This window comes from Chlamydiota bacterium (genome assembly GCA_012729785.1).
Taxonomy (GTDB): domain Bacteria; phylum Auribacterota; class Tritonobacteria; order UBA1439; family UBA1439; genus UBA1439.
In genome coordinates this window covers 16,877-30,996 of the sequence record JAAYCL010000004.1, presented here as the reverse complement: position 1 = coordinate 30,996, position 14,120 = coordinate 16,877, and the positions used below count along the sequence as shown (strand labels likewise).

At 66.4% G+C, this 14,120-nt stretch carries 10 protein-coding genes; 8 read left to right on the top strand and 2 right to left on the bottom strand.

The window, feature by feature from the left end; translation table 11 throughout:
- Positions 1 to 13 precede the first annotated feature (13 nt).
- A complete protein-coding gene (locus GXY35_00935; GenBank protein ID NLW93167.1) occupies positions 14 to 1,549 on the bottom strand; it encodes a tetratricopeptide repeat protein in 1,536 nt (511 codons plus the stop codon).
- A 742-nt stretch (positions 1,550 to 2,291) separates the two neighbouring features.
- Here GXY35_00935 and GXY35_00930 point away from each other — a divergent pair.
- From GXY35_00930 to GXY35_00920, 3 genes are all read left to right on the top strand, one after another.
- On the top strand, positions 2,292 to 2,582 hold the full coding sequence (locus GXY35_00930) for a hypothetical protein (GenBank protein NLW93166.1): 291 nt from the start codon (positions 2,292 to 2,294) through the stop codon (positions 2,580 to 2,582).
- 165 nt (positions 2,583 to 2,747) lie between these two features.
- The gene (locus GXY35_00925; GenBank protein NLW93165.1) at positions 2,748 to 3,263 is read left to right on the top strand and encodes a cob(I)yrinic acid a,c-diamide adenosyltransferase; all 516 of its coding nucleotides are present in this window, start codon (positions 2,748 to 2,750) and stop codon (positions 3,261 to 3,263) included.
- Positions 3,264 to 3,508: 245 nt separating this feature from the next.
- Complete coding sequence (locus GXY35_00920; protein ID NLW93164.1) at positions 3,509 to 4,921, top strand: hypothetical protein; 1,413 nt, start codon at positions 3,509 to 3,511, stop codon at positions 4,919 to 4,921.
- A 223-nt stretch (positions 4,922 to 5,144) separates the two neighbouring features.
- Here GXY35_00920 and GXY35_00915 read toward each other — a convergent pair whose 3' ends face one another.
- The gene (locus tag GXY35_00915; GenBank protein ID NLW93163.1) at positions 5,145 to 7,028 is read right to left on the bottom strand and encodes a phosphoenolpyruvate carboxykinase (GTP); all 1,884 of its coding nucleotides are present in this window, start codon (positions 7,026 to 7,028) and stop codon (positions 5,145 to 5,147) included.
- Between the two features lie 1,218 nt (positions 7,029 to 8,246).
- Between GXY35_00915 and GXY35_00910 the strand changes: the two genes are divergently transcribed.
- From GXY35_00910 to GXY35_00890, 5 genes are all read left to right on the top strand, one after another.
- On the top strand, positions 8,247 to 8,852 hold the full coding sequence (locus GXY35_00910) for a PAS domain S-box protein (protein ID NLW93162.1): 606 nt from the start codon (positions 8,247 to 8,249) through the stop codon (positions 8,850 to 8,852).
- A 42-nt stretch (positions 8,853 to 8,894) separates the two neighbouring features.
- Positions 8,895 to 10,505 (top strand): PAS domain S-box protein, encoded by a 1,611-nt coding sequence (locus GXY35_00905; protein ID NLW93161.1) that lies wholly within the window; start codon positions 8,895 to 8,897, stop codon positions 10,503 to 10,505.
- A complete protein-coding gene (locus GXY35_00900; GenBank protein NLW93160.1) occupies positions 10,492 to 11,481 on the top strand; it encodes a diguanylate cyclase in 990 nt (329 codons plus the stop codon). The genes GXY35_00905 and GXY35_00900 overlap by 14 nt, the downstream gene beginning before the upstream one ends.
- Positions 11,454 to 13,205 carry a sigma-54-dependent Fis family transcriptional regulator gene (locus tag GXY35_00895; protein NLW93159.1) on the top strand — a complete coding sequence of 584 codons (1,752 nt, stop codon included), beginning with the start codon at positions 11,454 to 11,456 and terminating at the stop codon, positions 13,203 to 13,205. The genes GXY35_00900 and GXY35_00895 overlap by 28 nt, the downstream gene beginning before the upstream one ends.
- A gap of 226 nt (positions 13,206 to 13,431) precedes the next feature.
- A complete protein-coding gene (locus GXY35_00890) occupies positions 13,432 to 13,767 on the top strand; it encodes a PilZ domain-containing protein (protein NLW93158.1) in 336 nt (111 codons plus the stop codon).
- Positions 13,768 to 14,120: the final 353 nt, after the last annotated feature.

Here is a 14,120-nt window from a genome sequence, read left to right as displayed (position 1 = left end):
GCGACGCGCGGGATCAGAACCGCGTCTCCAATATCAGCGAGTAGATGTTCCGGCTGAACTGGTACAGCGACACGTTCGACATGTTCCGGATAAAGGCGTAGCTGAAGACAAGATCGGTGTCCCCGAAAAGGTTCTTCCGGAGGTCGGCGTTCAGATCGAGCCGCTGGTCGGCCCGGTTGTCCGCGTTCCGCGTGTAGTCGTACACGAGGTACCCGGCCTCGAGATCCGCCGCGAAGCCGCGCCCGAGCGGGACGTAGAGCTCCCCGGCGAGCGCCCCGCCGTGGTAGTAGAAGTTGTCGCCGCGGGCGTTGTTGTGGTCGTAGCGGAGCGCCGTCCGCCAGAACGCCTTCCGCTCCCTCCCCAGGAAAAGGTACTGCTCGAGGGAGACGGCGTTGGCCGGCTCGGTGTCCCAGTCGTCCTCGGAGGGGCCGTACGGGAGCATGTAGTCGTCAAGACTGCAGGTGTACGTCAGGCGGTAGAAGGCGCGCGAGGCAACGGGGATGTCGAGTCCCCCGAACAGGCGGTTGCCGCGGAGATAGCTCTGCCTGCAGTCGTCGAGGAGGTAGTAGGCGTACTCGTAGCCCAGGAACGGCGTGGCCCGGGACCCGCGGTACCTGACCCACGCGTCCCCGACGTGGCCATGGAGGTTGAAGTCGCCGAGCCGGTTGTGCACCGACTGGACGAACGCGTAACGGGTGTCGAGCTCGAACGGACCCCGGGCGAGCGCGGGGGCGTCGAGTTCGAACGTCGTCAGGAAGCGCCAGTCGCCGCTCCCCGAGACGCCGAGGAGCTGCTCGTTGTCGGGGGCGAGCATCACGTTGTCGTCGTACTCGTAGCGCGCGGTGACCTTGCCGCCCCACTGTTTCTCATCCGGCGGACGGGCGAGAAGGTCCGCGTCCCTCCCCGCCATTCTCCCGATCGCCGCCGTGGGCGCGCGTTCGCCGAGCATCGCCAGTTCGCGTCGCGCCGCATCCCGGTCGCCAGAGCGCGCGAGGTACACGCCGCGGTAGTAGCGGGCGCGGGACGCGGCCGCCGCATCCGAGGCCGCCGCGTCCGCGAGGAGCGTCAGCGCCTCGGCGTGGTTTCCCCGTTCGCCGGCGAGCACCCCCCGGAGGAAGGAGATTTCCGCCCGGCGCGCGCCGTCGCCGGCCCGCGCGTCGAGGCCGCGCAGGAGATCCTCCGTCTCGCCGAAATCTCCGGCGAGGGCGAGGGCGAGGCACAGCTCGGCCCCCGTCTCGAAATCGTCCGGCCGCTCGCGGTGAAGCTCCCGGAGAAGGCGCACGCCCTCCCCGAAATCCCCCGCGCCCGAGAGGGAGAGGGCGAGGGCGCGGCGCGACTCCGCGTCGGTTGGGGCGGAGCTGAGAATCTCGCGAAACGCCCGCGCCGCCTCGTCGTAGCGGCCCGCATCGTACGCGGCGATGCCCCGGGCGAAGAGGATGTCCCTGACGGTATCCCCCGGGCGGGCGGAGGCGGGAACGCAGAGGAGCGTTGTCGCGCAAACGGATACGAGCGCGCGTATGCAGCAGGTCGGGGAATCCGGGGCTTTCATCGGCATCTCGCGCGCGGCGGCGGCTTGATCCCATCCGAAAACGTGTCTACCATAGCACAGGCCGGGGAAGGGGGGAAGCGCGTTGTCCCGCGCGCGCGGTCGTCCCCGACCTCTCCCCGTTCCGCAACCCGTTGTCCACGCCGCAATTTCTCGAACTCAATCTCTTCGATGAGATCTCGCTGCTCGCCGTCGTCGATCAGAGCGGGTTCGCCGCTTCCGGCGGGGTCGTCTGATCCGGACGGATACCGAAATCCGAGGACGGCTCCGCGACGCTCGCCGTCGTCGGCGGAACGATGGTCGGTCACGTCCGGGCATCAAACGAGATCTACTGCATCATCGAGACGCGGCGATTTCGGCCGGTTTGAGGCAAAACCTCAAACCTACCCCTCGCGGTGAGAGGCGTTTGCGGCGAGATTCGCGTGCGGATATACCTTAACAATCTTCAGCGCAATGCGATGGGAATTGCGCAGGCGGCGATTTCCCCGGCCGGCCGTATCAGGTCGAGTGGCCCAAAGGGCCCTAAAAATCTCCCCCCGCAGGTGATTGACAGGGATACGGCACAAGGGGCAGACTTCAAGATGTGCATGCATATGCGCAGCGCGGTTAGCGCGAGTATTCTCGATTCCGCGAGGGCCATCCGTCGAAGCCCGCGCACAGCCCCTCGCGGGGATCGGTGCCGCCTGCATTCCCTCCGGGTGGAATGCGGGCCGGACGGTGCGCGCGCAAAAGGAAGAGCATAGGGATGAGACGCATCCTGTGCATCGTGATCGCGGCGTCGTGGGCGCACGGCCAGCTCGCCGACACCCCGTGGCCGATGTGCATGGGCAACGTGCGCCACACGGGGCGGCTCCTCGACATGCCCGCCATCCCCTCGGGCGCTGCGGGGACGTACCAGGTCATCGTCGGCCTCGTCCCCGCGGGAATCAGGCCCTTGGGCGCCGGGGACGCGATCCCCGGGTACGTGGACTCGGAGAACGTGACAGTCAGATACCCCACGCAGACGTACTGGGCAACCTGCTCTGGCGCAAAATGATGTATTCCAAATATTCCGGCAAGGGTCCGCCCCGCAACGCCGGGCAATTTCTTGCCAAAATTTTGGGATATATCTTATTGAACGCCAAGATGATATCTATTGCGTCTGGGCTATCTCTGGACTATGGGGCGAATGTGTTACACTGCTCCCGCTGAGGAATGCCGCATGAGAGGGTACATCCAGCTCTACACGGGGAACGGCAAGGGGAAGACCACCGCCGCCCTCGGCCTCGCCCTGCGCGCGGCTGGCGCGGGGATGCGCGTCTTCATCGCCTGCTTCATGAAGGGGCGCGCGTACTCCGAGGACCGGGCACTCGCCCTTCTCCGCCCCGCGGTCACCGTGAAGAAGTTCGGGCGGGCGTGCTTCGTGCGGGGGAAGCCGTCCCTGGCGGACGTCGCCGCCGCGCATCGCGGGCTGAAGGCAGCCGAGAAGGCGATCGCCTCCGGCACATACGACCTCGTCGTGCTCGACGAGGCGGCGGTCGCGGCGCGGATCGGTCTCTTTCCCGTCTCGGCGCTTCTCCGCCTCGCCGACCTCAAGCCGACCCGCGTCGAGCTCGTCATCACGGGCCGCGGTGCGCACCCGTCATTAAAGAAGCGGGCGGATCTCGTCACCGAGATGCGCGAGGTAAAGCACTACTACCGGAAAGGGGTGAAGGCGCGGAAGGGGATAGAGCAGTAGCGCCGCCCGCGCCGGCACGTCTTCGTGCGATTTCGAAACGCCATTTCGTTGTCTTCGTGCCCCGTTGACGGCGGAAGCGACCGTAGGAGCGCGAGGCCGGGCTCGGGATCCACGACGGACGCGGCGCGACTCGGGAGATCGGGAAGGGCCGCCCGCGTTTTCCGGGCGGAGCGGAACGTACCTGCGCGCGAAAGGCAGGTGCCGGGGAGGGAGCGGTTCGCCCCGGCCAACCACGGGAGGCACCCATGAGCACGCGTCTCTTCCTCGTCGCCCTGGCCGTCGCGTTTGCCGCCGCCCTCGCGGCACCCGCCGCCGCCCAGCGGTGGGACTACGGACCCGACACGTCGTTCGCCTTCAAGCGGTTCGACGGGATCTATTTCCCCGACACGGGCCTCGTCTATTTCCTGGGCGGGCGCCTCGCCGACGCTTCGACCGACGGTTCCGTCTGGAGTTTTGACCCCGACACCGGCGTTTACGCGGACACCGGCGCCAATCTCCCCTTCCCCGTCTCGAACTACACGCTCAACATCCTCGAGGACTCGACCGGCAAGGGGATCTACCTCGTCGGCGGCCGGCTCGGCGACGCTTCCTACACGCACGCGGTGCAGGTATACTACCCCGCGACCAACACCGCCGTGAGTCTCCCAGCTGACGATTGGCCCGCCGTGCAGCGCATTCCCGGGGGGGTGGTCGCGCACGGGAACAAGCTCTACGTCTTCGGCGGGACGCGCTCCACCGACCAGTCGGAGTTCTCGTCGACCTACGTCTTCGACCCCTCGCTCGCGCCCGGTAACCGCTGGTCGGAGCCAGGCGTGAACCTCTCCCAGGCGCGGGGGTTCATACAAACCGCCGTGGTGAACGGCTATGCGTACGCGATCGGAGGGGCGCGCTACACAGGCGTGCCGAAGGTCCTGACGGCGTCATCGAGATGCGAACGCCTCAACCTATCGAACGTTGCCGCGGGCTGGGACGACGCGTCGGTGCGCGATCTCCCGACCGCCGTATGCGAGGGGCGCGCGTTCGGCTTCTCTCCGGACGCCGTGCACCCGCTCGCCGGGCGGATCGTCGTCGCGGGGGGCGGGCAGTTCCCTTCGGAGTGGGCGAACTGCTTCGTCTACCGGATCACCGACAACAGCTGGTCCACCTTCCCGTCCCTCGTCGAGGCGCGGCGCGATCACGCGGCCGCGTTCGTGCCGGCGACCGACGGCGGGGAGATGTGGGTCTTCGGGGGGCGGCGGTGGAATGACAACAACGCCCTCACCACCTCCGAGCGCTACGTCGTCGCCCCGCCCGTCCCGCAGGGCCTCGTCGTGACGCTCAGCGGCACCTCGCTCGCGGCCGGGGACGTCTTCACTGTGGACGTGGAGGTGCAGCCGCTCGCGCAGGCATTCGACGCGTGGGGCTGCATCTTCGGCCCCGGCGCCTCGGCGTGGTCGTTCACCTTCGGCAACCCGACGGCGCTCAGGGAGGGCACCGAGCCGCTCGTCCAGGACATCCCGGGCCTCCCCGCCGTGTACACGGGGCCACTGCTGAACCTGACGATCCCGCCCGGCATCGCGGGGGAGTACACGATAGTCGTCGAGCTCTGCCCGGCGAACCTCGACCCGCTCATGCCGATCGAGGGGTACGCGAGCGTGCAGAACGTGATCGTGCAGTAGGGCGGAAGGGAAGGGAGCCGCAGCACGCAGAAAAGGCACCGATTCGGTTGCCGAGATCCACGCGGCGAAACAGCGTGGGGTCAGTGGGGTCAGGTCCTTATTTATTAGTTTAGAAACAGCATGGGGTCAGGCCCTTATTTATTAGTTTAGCGCAGCTAAACTAATAAATAAGGGCCTGACCCCACCCGCTGACCCCACCTGCTGCTGACCCCACCCCCACGCGCTACCGCCACGCCTCGGGGCTGATGTAGTCGCCGAAACGCTCCTGCGCCTCGAGCAGACGCTCCCGCTGCCCCGCGAGGACGCGGTACACCTCCGGCGGCGTGTCCGCGACGTGCTCCCGGTAGAACCTCTCGACCCGGTCCATCTTGGCGAGGTTCTCCGGCACACGCAGGGTGAACTGCGCCCGGTACGCTTCGGCGGTGTACTCTTGGCCGGTCACGGAGGGGAACAGCCGCTGGAGGTCCGAGAGGCAGGGGATCCACCCGGTGGGCGTGCGCAGCGCGTCCGCCTCCCCGTGCACCCGCAGTTCCATCCACTTCACCCAGACGCGCTTGTCGCGAACCCCGTTGGTGAACCGCCCCTCCCGGTCGCGCAGGAAGTAGTTCACGCCGAAGACGGCGGGCGGCCGCGTCAGCTTCTTCCCGAACTCGAGGTTGTTGCGCACGTACCGGCCGAGCGGTATGGATACGAAGTCCTGGATGCTCATCAGGTTGATCTCGGAGATACCCTCCTGCCCGATGATGGCGAACGTCGTCTCGGTCTCAAGCGCCGCTCCGTATGCGACGATACCGTGCTCCCAGTCGAATCCCTGCTGGACCGGGACGTACGATTTCGCGTCGCGCCCCCCGTACATGATTCCGCGCAGTTCGACGCCCGCCGGGTCGTCGAGGGCGGCATCGCAGTTCGAGAGCGCCCTGAGCGCCACGGCGTAGCGGGCGTTCTTGTGGGCGGGGGGGATCTCCGCGCCGGCGGCGTCCCGCGTCCCCCTGCGCCAGGGGCCGGAATAATTGACGCCCTCATTCGGGATCTCCCGACCCATCCCGAGCCAGTACGGCGTGCCGCCGTTGACGAGGACATTGGAGAAGATGACCTCCCCGGGCTTCGTGAGCACCTCCCAGATCGCCGGATCGTCCTTCGCGGTGACGTTCTGGATGATGCCGAAGATGCCCGATTCGGCGTTGACCGCCCGACACACACCCCTGATCGCGCGGAAGTACGCGATGTCGTCCCCCAGGATCGTCTCCCCGGGGAGCATCGCCGTCGAGGTCTTCCCGCAGGCGCTGGGAAACGCCCCCGCCAGGTACGTCTTCCTCCCCCCGGGCCCGCGGACGCCCATCAGCAGCATATGCTCGGCGAGCCACCCCTCGCGATCCGCCCGGCGGACGGCGAGCCGGAGGGCGAGCTTCTTGAGGCCGACGGTGTTCCCGGCATATTGCGTGTTGACGCTGTAGACGGTGTCGGTCGAGTAGTCGATGTAGATGCGCTTCTTCGCCGGCTCCGCGCTGACCATCCTCTCATCCAATCTCCCCGCGGAGTGGAGCGTCGCGAAGAACTCCGCCTTCGCGCCGAGCCGCTTGAACTGCTCGTACCCCTGGCGGTAGAGCAGGTCAAGCGAGTGGGAGACATACCATGAGTCGGTGATCTCGACGCATGGGATGCCGAACGCCGAGCCGGAGGGCCCGAGCGAGAGGAACCGGACGATCATCGCGCGCCCGCGCATCGCCCCGCGGAGGAGATCATTCACCTCCGCGAGCCCCTCCTCGCGCCCGATCTGTTTGAGGGAGGGCGAGAGGACATCGCCCGGGGGCACGAGGTACCTCGTGGCCTCCCGGTCGCGCCCCTGATCCTGCATCCCGTCGAAATGCACGGTGTGCCCGTCAACCGCGAGCGGGGTCTCCTCGCCCGCCTCGACCGCCCTGCGCCTCGTCTGCGCGAGGCTGGCGGAGGAGTCGTCCGGCACGACGACGGTTTCCGGATCGCACAGGGCTATCGCATCCGCCACGAAGCGATGGAGGCGGGTGTTGGAAATCGCCGCGAGCCGGTTGTAGTCGGCGGCCCCGAGCTTCGCCCGAAGCGTCGAATCGATCTTCCTGTCGAACGACATGAGAAGCTCCCCTTTCAATCGGGGGGGGCACACGCCCCGCGGTCGCCGGTAAAGAAGCGGATTTTAGTAAAGCGCGCACGCGCCGGCAAGCACAAACGTCGCCGTTGTAATAGCAAAGCTAAAATGTCCTATTTCTAGCAAAGTTAAAATGTCCGGTTTTGAGATTCACTCCGTGGAGAGTGCATCTTCCCTTGGCCCCCTAGGGGGCCGAACCGAAAAACTTGTCGGTCCGCTCCGTTCTTCGCTCGTCTCTGCCCGGCCGTATTGTCCCGGGATGCGCCATCCCGGCGCGATGAGGCCACACGCCAGCCGCCGGGCAGCATATGTCCGCGCCATGGATGATCCGCGGGAGGAACGTGCGCCTGCGCCGGCTTCGACGATCCGGCCGCAGGTTGTCTCGTCCGTTCCGGCCTTGCGGCAATCTCCCTGAACCTCAGCGCCCGCCTCCTGTGCGTGATCGCCATCGAGCCGTCGAGCCGCTCCTCGACTGTACGCGTCCTGGCGCGCACGCGATCCTGTATCTGATACAGCTTCCGGTCGTGGGCGATGGTGAAGTCGTTGCGGAGCGCGCGGACCGTCTTCACCGACAGGACGCTCCAAAGATCGACATCCGCGGGGACGGGCTTGTGAAGGTCCGCCGCCTCTTGCGGAGCGACGCTGAACCTCTTGTTGTACCGGGGCAGATACCAGTCGAGGAACCTGTTCGCCTCCTCGATCGTCCGAGACGCCGCGCAGCCTCATCTCCTTCACCAGCCGGTCCTGGAACATCCTGAACGCCCGTTCGATGCGACCCTGTTCCACGTCGTGCCGTTCATCGCCTGCTTCCGCGTCATCCCCCCACCTCCCTCGCGCTGCAGGACGCCCCCCCCGCCGTCCGCGCCCCGTACCGCTTTCCATCCCGCGCATCCCCCCTGTGGGAATGAGTCAATAACTGGTGGAATGCCCCAATGGCGGTTCCCCCGGAGGCATGAATAATTTGCTTTTAGGAGGCATGACTATTTGCTTTAATTGAGAGTGAGAAGCATTTTGCTGTCGAGTGCTCTTCTATAGGTTTTTCGTGAAGGGCGACCGGTGCACCCGGGGCCAGGAACCGGAGAGGCGAAGGGATCGTTCGTGCCCTCGACGGGACGTATCGGACTGGGCTTGCAGAGGGATGCTCCAATGCCGCTCCGCCGATTGGTCGGGGCAATTGAAGGTCACGGATGCGCTCCCGCAGAGGTGTCGGCGGAGGGTGATCGCGGCCGGGAGCGGGAGTCTCGGGCCCTCCATCGGCTCTGCGCCCAGACGCGTGGCTGCGCGTCTGTCATCGATCCCCACTCGGGCAGGTTCCTGGATGTCAACGAAACCACCTGCCTCGTCTCCGGCTATACCCGGCGGGAGTTTCTCCGCCTCTCCGTCGCCGACATAGACCCGACCGTCTCCGCCTCCTGGAGCTACGCCCGCGAGATCAATGCCCGCAGGGACACCGAAACGCTTCTGCGGGAGGGGGTGATCCGCAGGAAGGACGGGGGATTGGTCCGCGTATCCGTCAGCTCCACCATCGTGCAGCTCCACCTCGAGAACTACATGCTCGCATGCGCGAAGCAGTTCCCGGACAAGAAGCCGTCCGGGGACGAATCATCCGTTTTCGACACGATGGACTCGGGGGTCCTCGTCACCGCGCTTGACGGCACGATCCGCGACCTGAATGCATCGGCCGAGCGCCTGTTCGGCCTCACGCGGGCCCTCATCATCGGGAAGAACGTGGCGACACTGCCTGCCCTGCGGGGGGAGCGCCCCATCCCCCCGTCGGCGTCACGCACGCTCGAGAGAGGGAAGCAGTGATGGGGACGGATCACCCTCTCCGCCCCGCCGCGCAAACCGCGGGTGCTCAGCGTCATCGGCACCCGACTCCTGGACTTCTCCGGGAACTGGATCGGGAGCGTCTGGATCGGCCGGGACATCACCGCGCAGAAGCGGTTCGAGGAGGCGTTGAAGGGAAGAGAGCAGCGATTCAGGGTCGTCTTCGAACGCGTGAAAGACGCCATTTTCATCGAGTCCGCGGAGGGGGAAATCCTGGAGGCCAATCACACCGCCTCCGCCCTCCTCGGCTACAGCCGGGAAGAGCTCCTATCGATGCGGGTGCGCGACCTCGTGCCGAGGGAGGAGGCCGCGCGGCCGCCGGCCCGGTCCCGGACCGAGACCGCATGCCGTGAAACGGAGATGCTCCGCAAGGACGGGCGGAGAATCTTCGTGGATGCGCGCAGGTCCCCCGCGGAGGTGGGGGGGCTCAAGTGCGTCATTGCGATCGTCAGGGACATCTCGGAGCGAAAGCGGATAGAGGAGGAGACGAGGTCCGCCGCGCGGCGGTTCGAGCGGCTCGCAGAGCTCACAAGCGAATGGGTGTGGGAAACTGACGCCGCACGGCGCCTCACCTACTCCAACGCCGTCAGCAAGAGGCTGGTGGGGTATGCGCCCGAAGAATTTCTGGGCACAATGCACATTCACGACCTGCTCTCCCCCGGGGATGCGGAGGCGCGGAACGCCTTCGCGGCCGGGAAGCGCCTCCAAGAATCCCGGATGGTCTTCGTCCGCAAGGATCGCCGCGAGACGGTTCTCTCGATCAACGCCTTCCCCATCCTCGACGAGAGCGGGAACTTCGAGGGGTACCGAGGTTCCGGCGTCGAACTTTCCGCGATCGAGCGGGAGCGGGACGAGCTGCGCCGCATGACGGAGAGCCTGCGGGCCTCAAATCGCGACCTCGATCAGTTCGCGGGCATCGCCTCGCACGACCTCCTGTCTCCGCTGAACACCCTCTCCGGCTACCTGAACCTCTTGAAGGAGAACCTGAGCGCGTCGGCAGCCCCCTCCCTCGCGAACTTCCTCACCCCCTGCATGGGGGCGATCGACAGGATGCATGCGCTCATCTGCGATCTCCTCACCTACTCGCGGATCGGGACGCGGAGGAAACCCGCCGGCCCGGTCGATTGCGGCAAGATCGTGCAGGCCACGCTCGCGAACCTCCGGGGAGCGGTCAGCGCGCTCGACGCGCAGGTGACGGTGGAGAAATTGCCGACGGTGATCGCCGTCCCCTCCCAGATAGTCCAGGTCTTTCAGAATCTCGTGTCGAACGCCCTGAACAACCACGGGTCGAAGCCGCTGCGGATCCGGATATCCTCCCGGAGAGGGAAGCGAGAGTGGATCTTTTCCGTCCGCGACAACGGAATCGGCGTTTCGGCGGCGGACCTCGAACGGATCTTCGCCCCCATGGAGCGGCCGCGAGCCGGCGGGAACCGGCACGGGACGGGGCTGGGGCTCGCCATCGTAAAGAAGATCGTCGAGTCGCACGGCGGCCGTGTCTGGGTCGAGTCGGCGGAGGGAAGGGGCGCATCGTTCCGCTTCACGATACCCGACAGGAAGGCGGGCGATGCCGTTGCGGAGCCGCCCGCCGGGAACGGCGCGGGAGCCGCGCACGGGGGTTCTGATGAAGGACGATAGGGATACCCGAATTCGGCTTCTTCTCGTCGAGGACGACGAGGCCCAGGCAGCCCTCATCGCGAAGCTTTTCTCCGACGAAGAGAGCGGGCCGGAGGACTACGCCAACGACCTGCGATACCGTGTGGAGTGCACGCCGCTCCTCGCGGAAGCCCTGGCGCGCCTCGACGAGGGGGGGATCGACCTCGTGATACTCGACCTGATGCTTCCAGACTCGAGTGGACTCGATACGTACCGCGCGATGCGGGCCCGCCACCCCGACCTTCCGATGGTGATTCTCACGAACTGCGCCGAGGAGGAGAACGCGACGAAAGCGCTGCACGAGGGCGCCCAGGATTACATCTCGAAAGCCGACATGAACCGCCATATCCTCCGGCGCTCTGTCCATTATTCGATAGAGCGGCATAAGCTTCAGCAGAGAGTGCAGTCGCTCTCCATACGGGACGACCTGACCGGCCTCTACAACCGGAGGGGGTTTTCGGCGCTCGCGATGCAGCAGGTGCGGATGGAGCGGCGGCTTAAACAGGGGCTCTCCATGATCTTCGCGGACGTCGACAATCTGAAACGGATCAACGACGGCTTCGGGCACGCGGCGGGGGACCGCGCGCTCATCGAAATCGCGCGGATCCTCAAGTCGACCTTCCGTGAATCGGACATCATTGCGCGGATCGGCGGGGACGAGTTCACGGTCCTCGCGATGGGCACCGCCGCGGCGCCTCCCGACGACCTGATCGAGCGCCTGCACGACAGGATCAGCGCCCGCAACGAGCGGCAGAAACGCGGGTTACGCCTGACGATGAGCGTCGGGGCGATGCACTGCGAGCCCGGGAAACCGTGCTCGCTGGAGGAGATGCTCAGGCGCGCGGACGCGGCGATGTACGCCGTCAAGATGGGGGCCAACGGCCTTTCGGGCGCGCGCCGGAAGACGGGGGGGCGATCGAAAGGGGCTGCATGTCGGAAGCGACCACGGTCCTCCTGATCGAGGACAACCGGGCGGAGGCGGACCTGATCGAGGGGATGTGCTTCGACACGGACGGCCCCCCGTTCGAGGTCGTGCGCGCGGCCTGTCTCTCGGAAGGGCTCGCGCGCATCGGCGAGGGGGGGGTCGGGCTCGTCCTCCTCGACCTGAGTCTCCCGGACAACCGCCGCCTCGAGAGATTCAGCGAGCTCAAGGGCCGCGCGGGGGGCGTGCCGATCGTGGTCCTGACCTGTATGGACGACGAGCTTCTCGCGGTGGAGGCGGTCAAGGCGGGGGCCCAGGATTACCTCGTCAAGGACCAGGTGGACGGGAGGACGCTCCGCCGCTGCATGCGCTACGCGCTGGAGCGGGGACAGGCGGAGGCGAAACTGAGCGACGCGCTCGCCCAGATCGAGAAGAGCCACGGCAACGTCATCGCGGTTCTGGACCAGTTCCGCATGCCGATCGCCATGACCGACGGCGGCGGCCGGATCGTCTTCCTGAGCCACGCCGGCGAGGAGTATTTCCGCGTGAGCCGGGACAACGCGCTGGGGCGGCATTGGGAGCGGCTGTTCCGATTCTCCAAGAGCGAGGCGGAGGAGCTCAAGGCCATGTGCGCGCGGCCGCCCGGGGAGCGCTCGCGGGTGTCGGTCCGGACGGCGGCGCCCGGCAGCCGGCATTACTGGTTCGAGGTCGAGGTGTGCGATGATCCCCGCGACGGCAAACGCAAGATCTTCTACTTCTACGATGTGACCGAGGCCCGGCAGCTCCGCAGCGAACTCGGCAAGCAGGATCGGTTCCATGACCTGGTCGGCCGCAGCGACGCCATGCGAAGGATCTACCGCCAGATAGAGGAGATGGCCAAGGTCGACTGGACCGTCCTCATCGAAGGGGAGACGGGCACGGGGAAGGACCTGGTCGCACGGGCGCTCCACTCCGCGAGCCCCCGCCGGGAGAAGCCGTTCATCGCCGTGAACTGCGCCGGACTGGTGGAGCCCCTCCTCGCCAGCCAGCTCTTCGGCCACCGTCACGGGGCGTTCACGGGGGCCATCGAAGACCACCAGGGTTTCTTCGAGGCCGCGGCGGGCGGAACGCTCTTCCTCGACGAAATCGGCGACATCCCGCCCGCGCTCCAGTCGAACCTGCTGCGCGCAATCGAGTTGAAGGAAATCGTGCGCCTCGGGGAATCGAAACCGCGAAGGGTCGACGTCCGGCTCATCGCCGCGACAAACCGCGACCTGACCCGCATGGAGAAGGAGGGCGCCTTTCGCTCCGATCTCCTCTACCGGATACGCGTTGCCAGGATCAGCCTCCCCCCCCTGCGCGAGCACCGCGGCGATATCCCCCTCCTCGTGGGTGGATTCTTGAGCGCGTGCTGCGTCGCGAGCGGCAAGAACGTGCGGGAGGTGAGCGAGGACGCCATGCGCCTTATCTTCGACTACGGCTGGCCCGGAAACGTCCGCGAGCTGAAAAGCGCCATGGAGTACGCCGTCATCAGGTCACGAAACGCCGCGATCCAGCCCTCCGATCTCCCCCCGGAGATCGTGGGCAGGCGCGGTCGCGCTTCGGGCGGAAGCCGGGATATCCTGGACACGCTTCAGATGGTGGAAGGAAACCGCATCCGGGCTGCCCAGCTCCTCGGCATCAGTCGCGCGACGCTGTACCGCCGCCTCGCCCGCATGGATGTCGGCCCAAAAAAGAAGAGCGGTGTAAGCCGCCGTCCGCCGGCTCTTCCGTCCCGCTGAATCCGCCCCCCCCTCCCTCGCCGTCCCCATCCGTCCGATGAGACCGTATGATACACAAACTGTCTCACCGCGCTGACGCCGCACCGATCGGGGGGCGATCTTTCCACCACGGTATTCATTGGGCGGCAGAATATTACAGCACGAATTGAGTTTTGGCACATGGCTTGCTGTACCCGAGGTCTAAGGAGCGTTCGCGATGCCACCGGATACGGGAAGGGCAGCGGGGATGGATACGAACCCCGGGGGAGAGGAGCGGCGCAGGTTCGAGCGCCACAACATCTACCTCCCGGTCGTCGCCAGCGGCAAGGATCGTAGGGGCGAGCGCGTGACCGAATCAACGTTCACCGTGAACGTGTCCCCTGGGGGCGCGCTCCTCATCTGCCAAAACGCGTACACCCCGGGGAATGTGTTGGACATCTACTTCCGGCAGTGGACGAGTGTGGAGACGATTCACCATATCCGTGCTCGGGTGGTGCGTGAGACCACGATCACCCTCCGGCACGCGGATGATATCAGCAAGGGGGTCGGCGTCGCGTTCAAGCGCACCGCCGCGTTCTTGTGATGCCGAGGCCCCGCCGGCCCCGCCGCGTATGCCGAGGCCTCGCCACTGTTTCCTTTTCCCGCGAAGAGCAGGGCCGCGGAGAGATCTCGAAGGTCGCGGAGACCCGGCTCAGCGTCATGGACCGCCCTCCTCCGCCTTCCCCGTGAACGCCGCCGCATGCCCCACCTTGAAAAGGGTATCCGGATATCGCGTTGTCGCCGTGTCCGGTCATCGACGCCGTGAAACACCTGGTGAGACAACTTGTGTCTCAATGCCGTACCGCAACACGGCGGTATCGCCGAAGGTTTAATCCGCTACTTTTTCCCCCGGTAGGAGTTGCGTCCATCATGAGTCTGATCGCCATTCTGGCACAG

Excerpts from the sequence above, each read along its gene's own strand:
- GXY35_00935 (NLW93167.1), bottom strand. The coding sequence starts at position 1,549 with ATGAAAGCCCCGGATTCCCCGACCTGCTGCATACGCGCGCTCGTATCC.
- GXY35_00925 (NLW93165.1), top strand. The coding sequence starts at position 2,748 with ATGAGAGGGTACATCCAGCTCTACACGGGGAACGGCAAGGGGAAGACC.
- GXY35_00890 (NLW93158.1), top strand. The coding sequence starts at position 13,432 with ATGGATACGAACCCCGGGGGAGAGGAGCGGCGCAGGTTCGAGCGCCAC.
- GXY35_00895 (NLW93159.1), top strand. The coding sequence starts at position 11,454 with ATGTCGGAAGCGACCACGGTCCTCCTGATCGAGGACAACCGGGCGGAG.
- GXY35_00930 (NLW93166.1), top strand. The coding sequence starts at position 2,292 with ATGAGACGCATCCTGTGCATCGTGATCGCGGCGTCGTGGGCGCACGGC.
- GXY35_00900 (NLW93160.1), top strand. The coding sequence starts at position 10,492 with ATGAAGGACGATAGGGATACCCGAATTCGGCTTCTTCTCGTCGAGGAC.
- GXY35_00920 (NLW93164.1), top strand. The coding sequence starts at position 3,509 with ATGAGCACGCGTCTCTTCCTCGTCGCCCTGGCCGTCGCGTTTGCCGCC.
- GXY35_00915 (NLW93163.1), bottom strand. The coding sequence starts at position 7,028 with ATGTCGTTCGACAGGAAGATCGATTCGACGCTTCGGGCGAAGCTCGGG.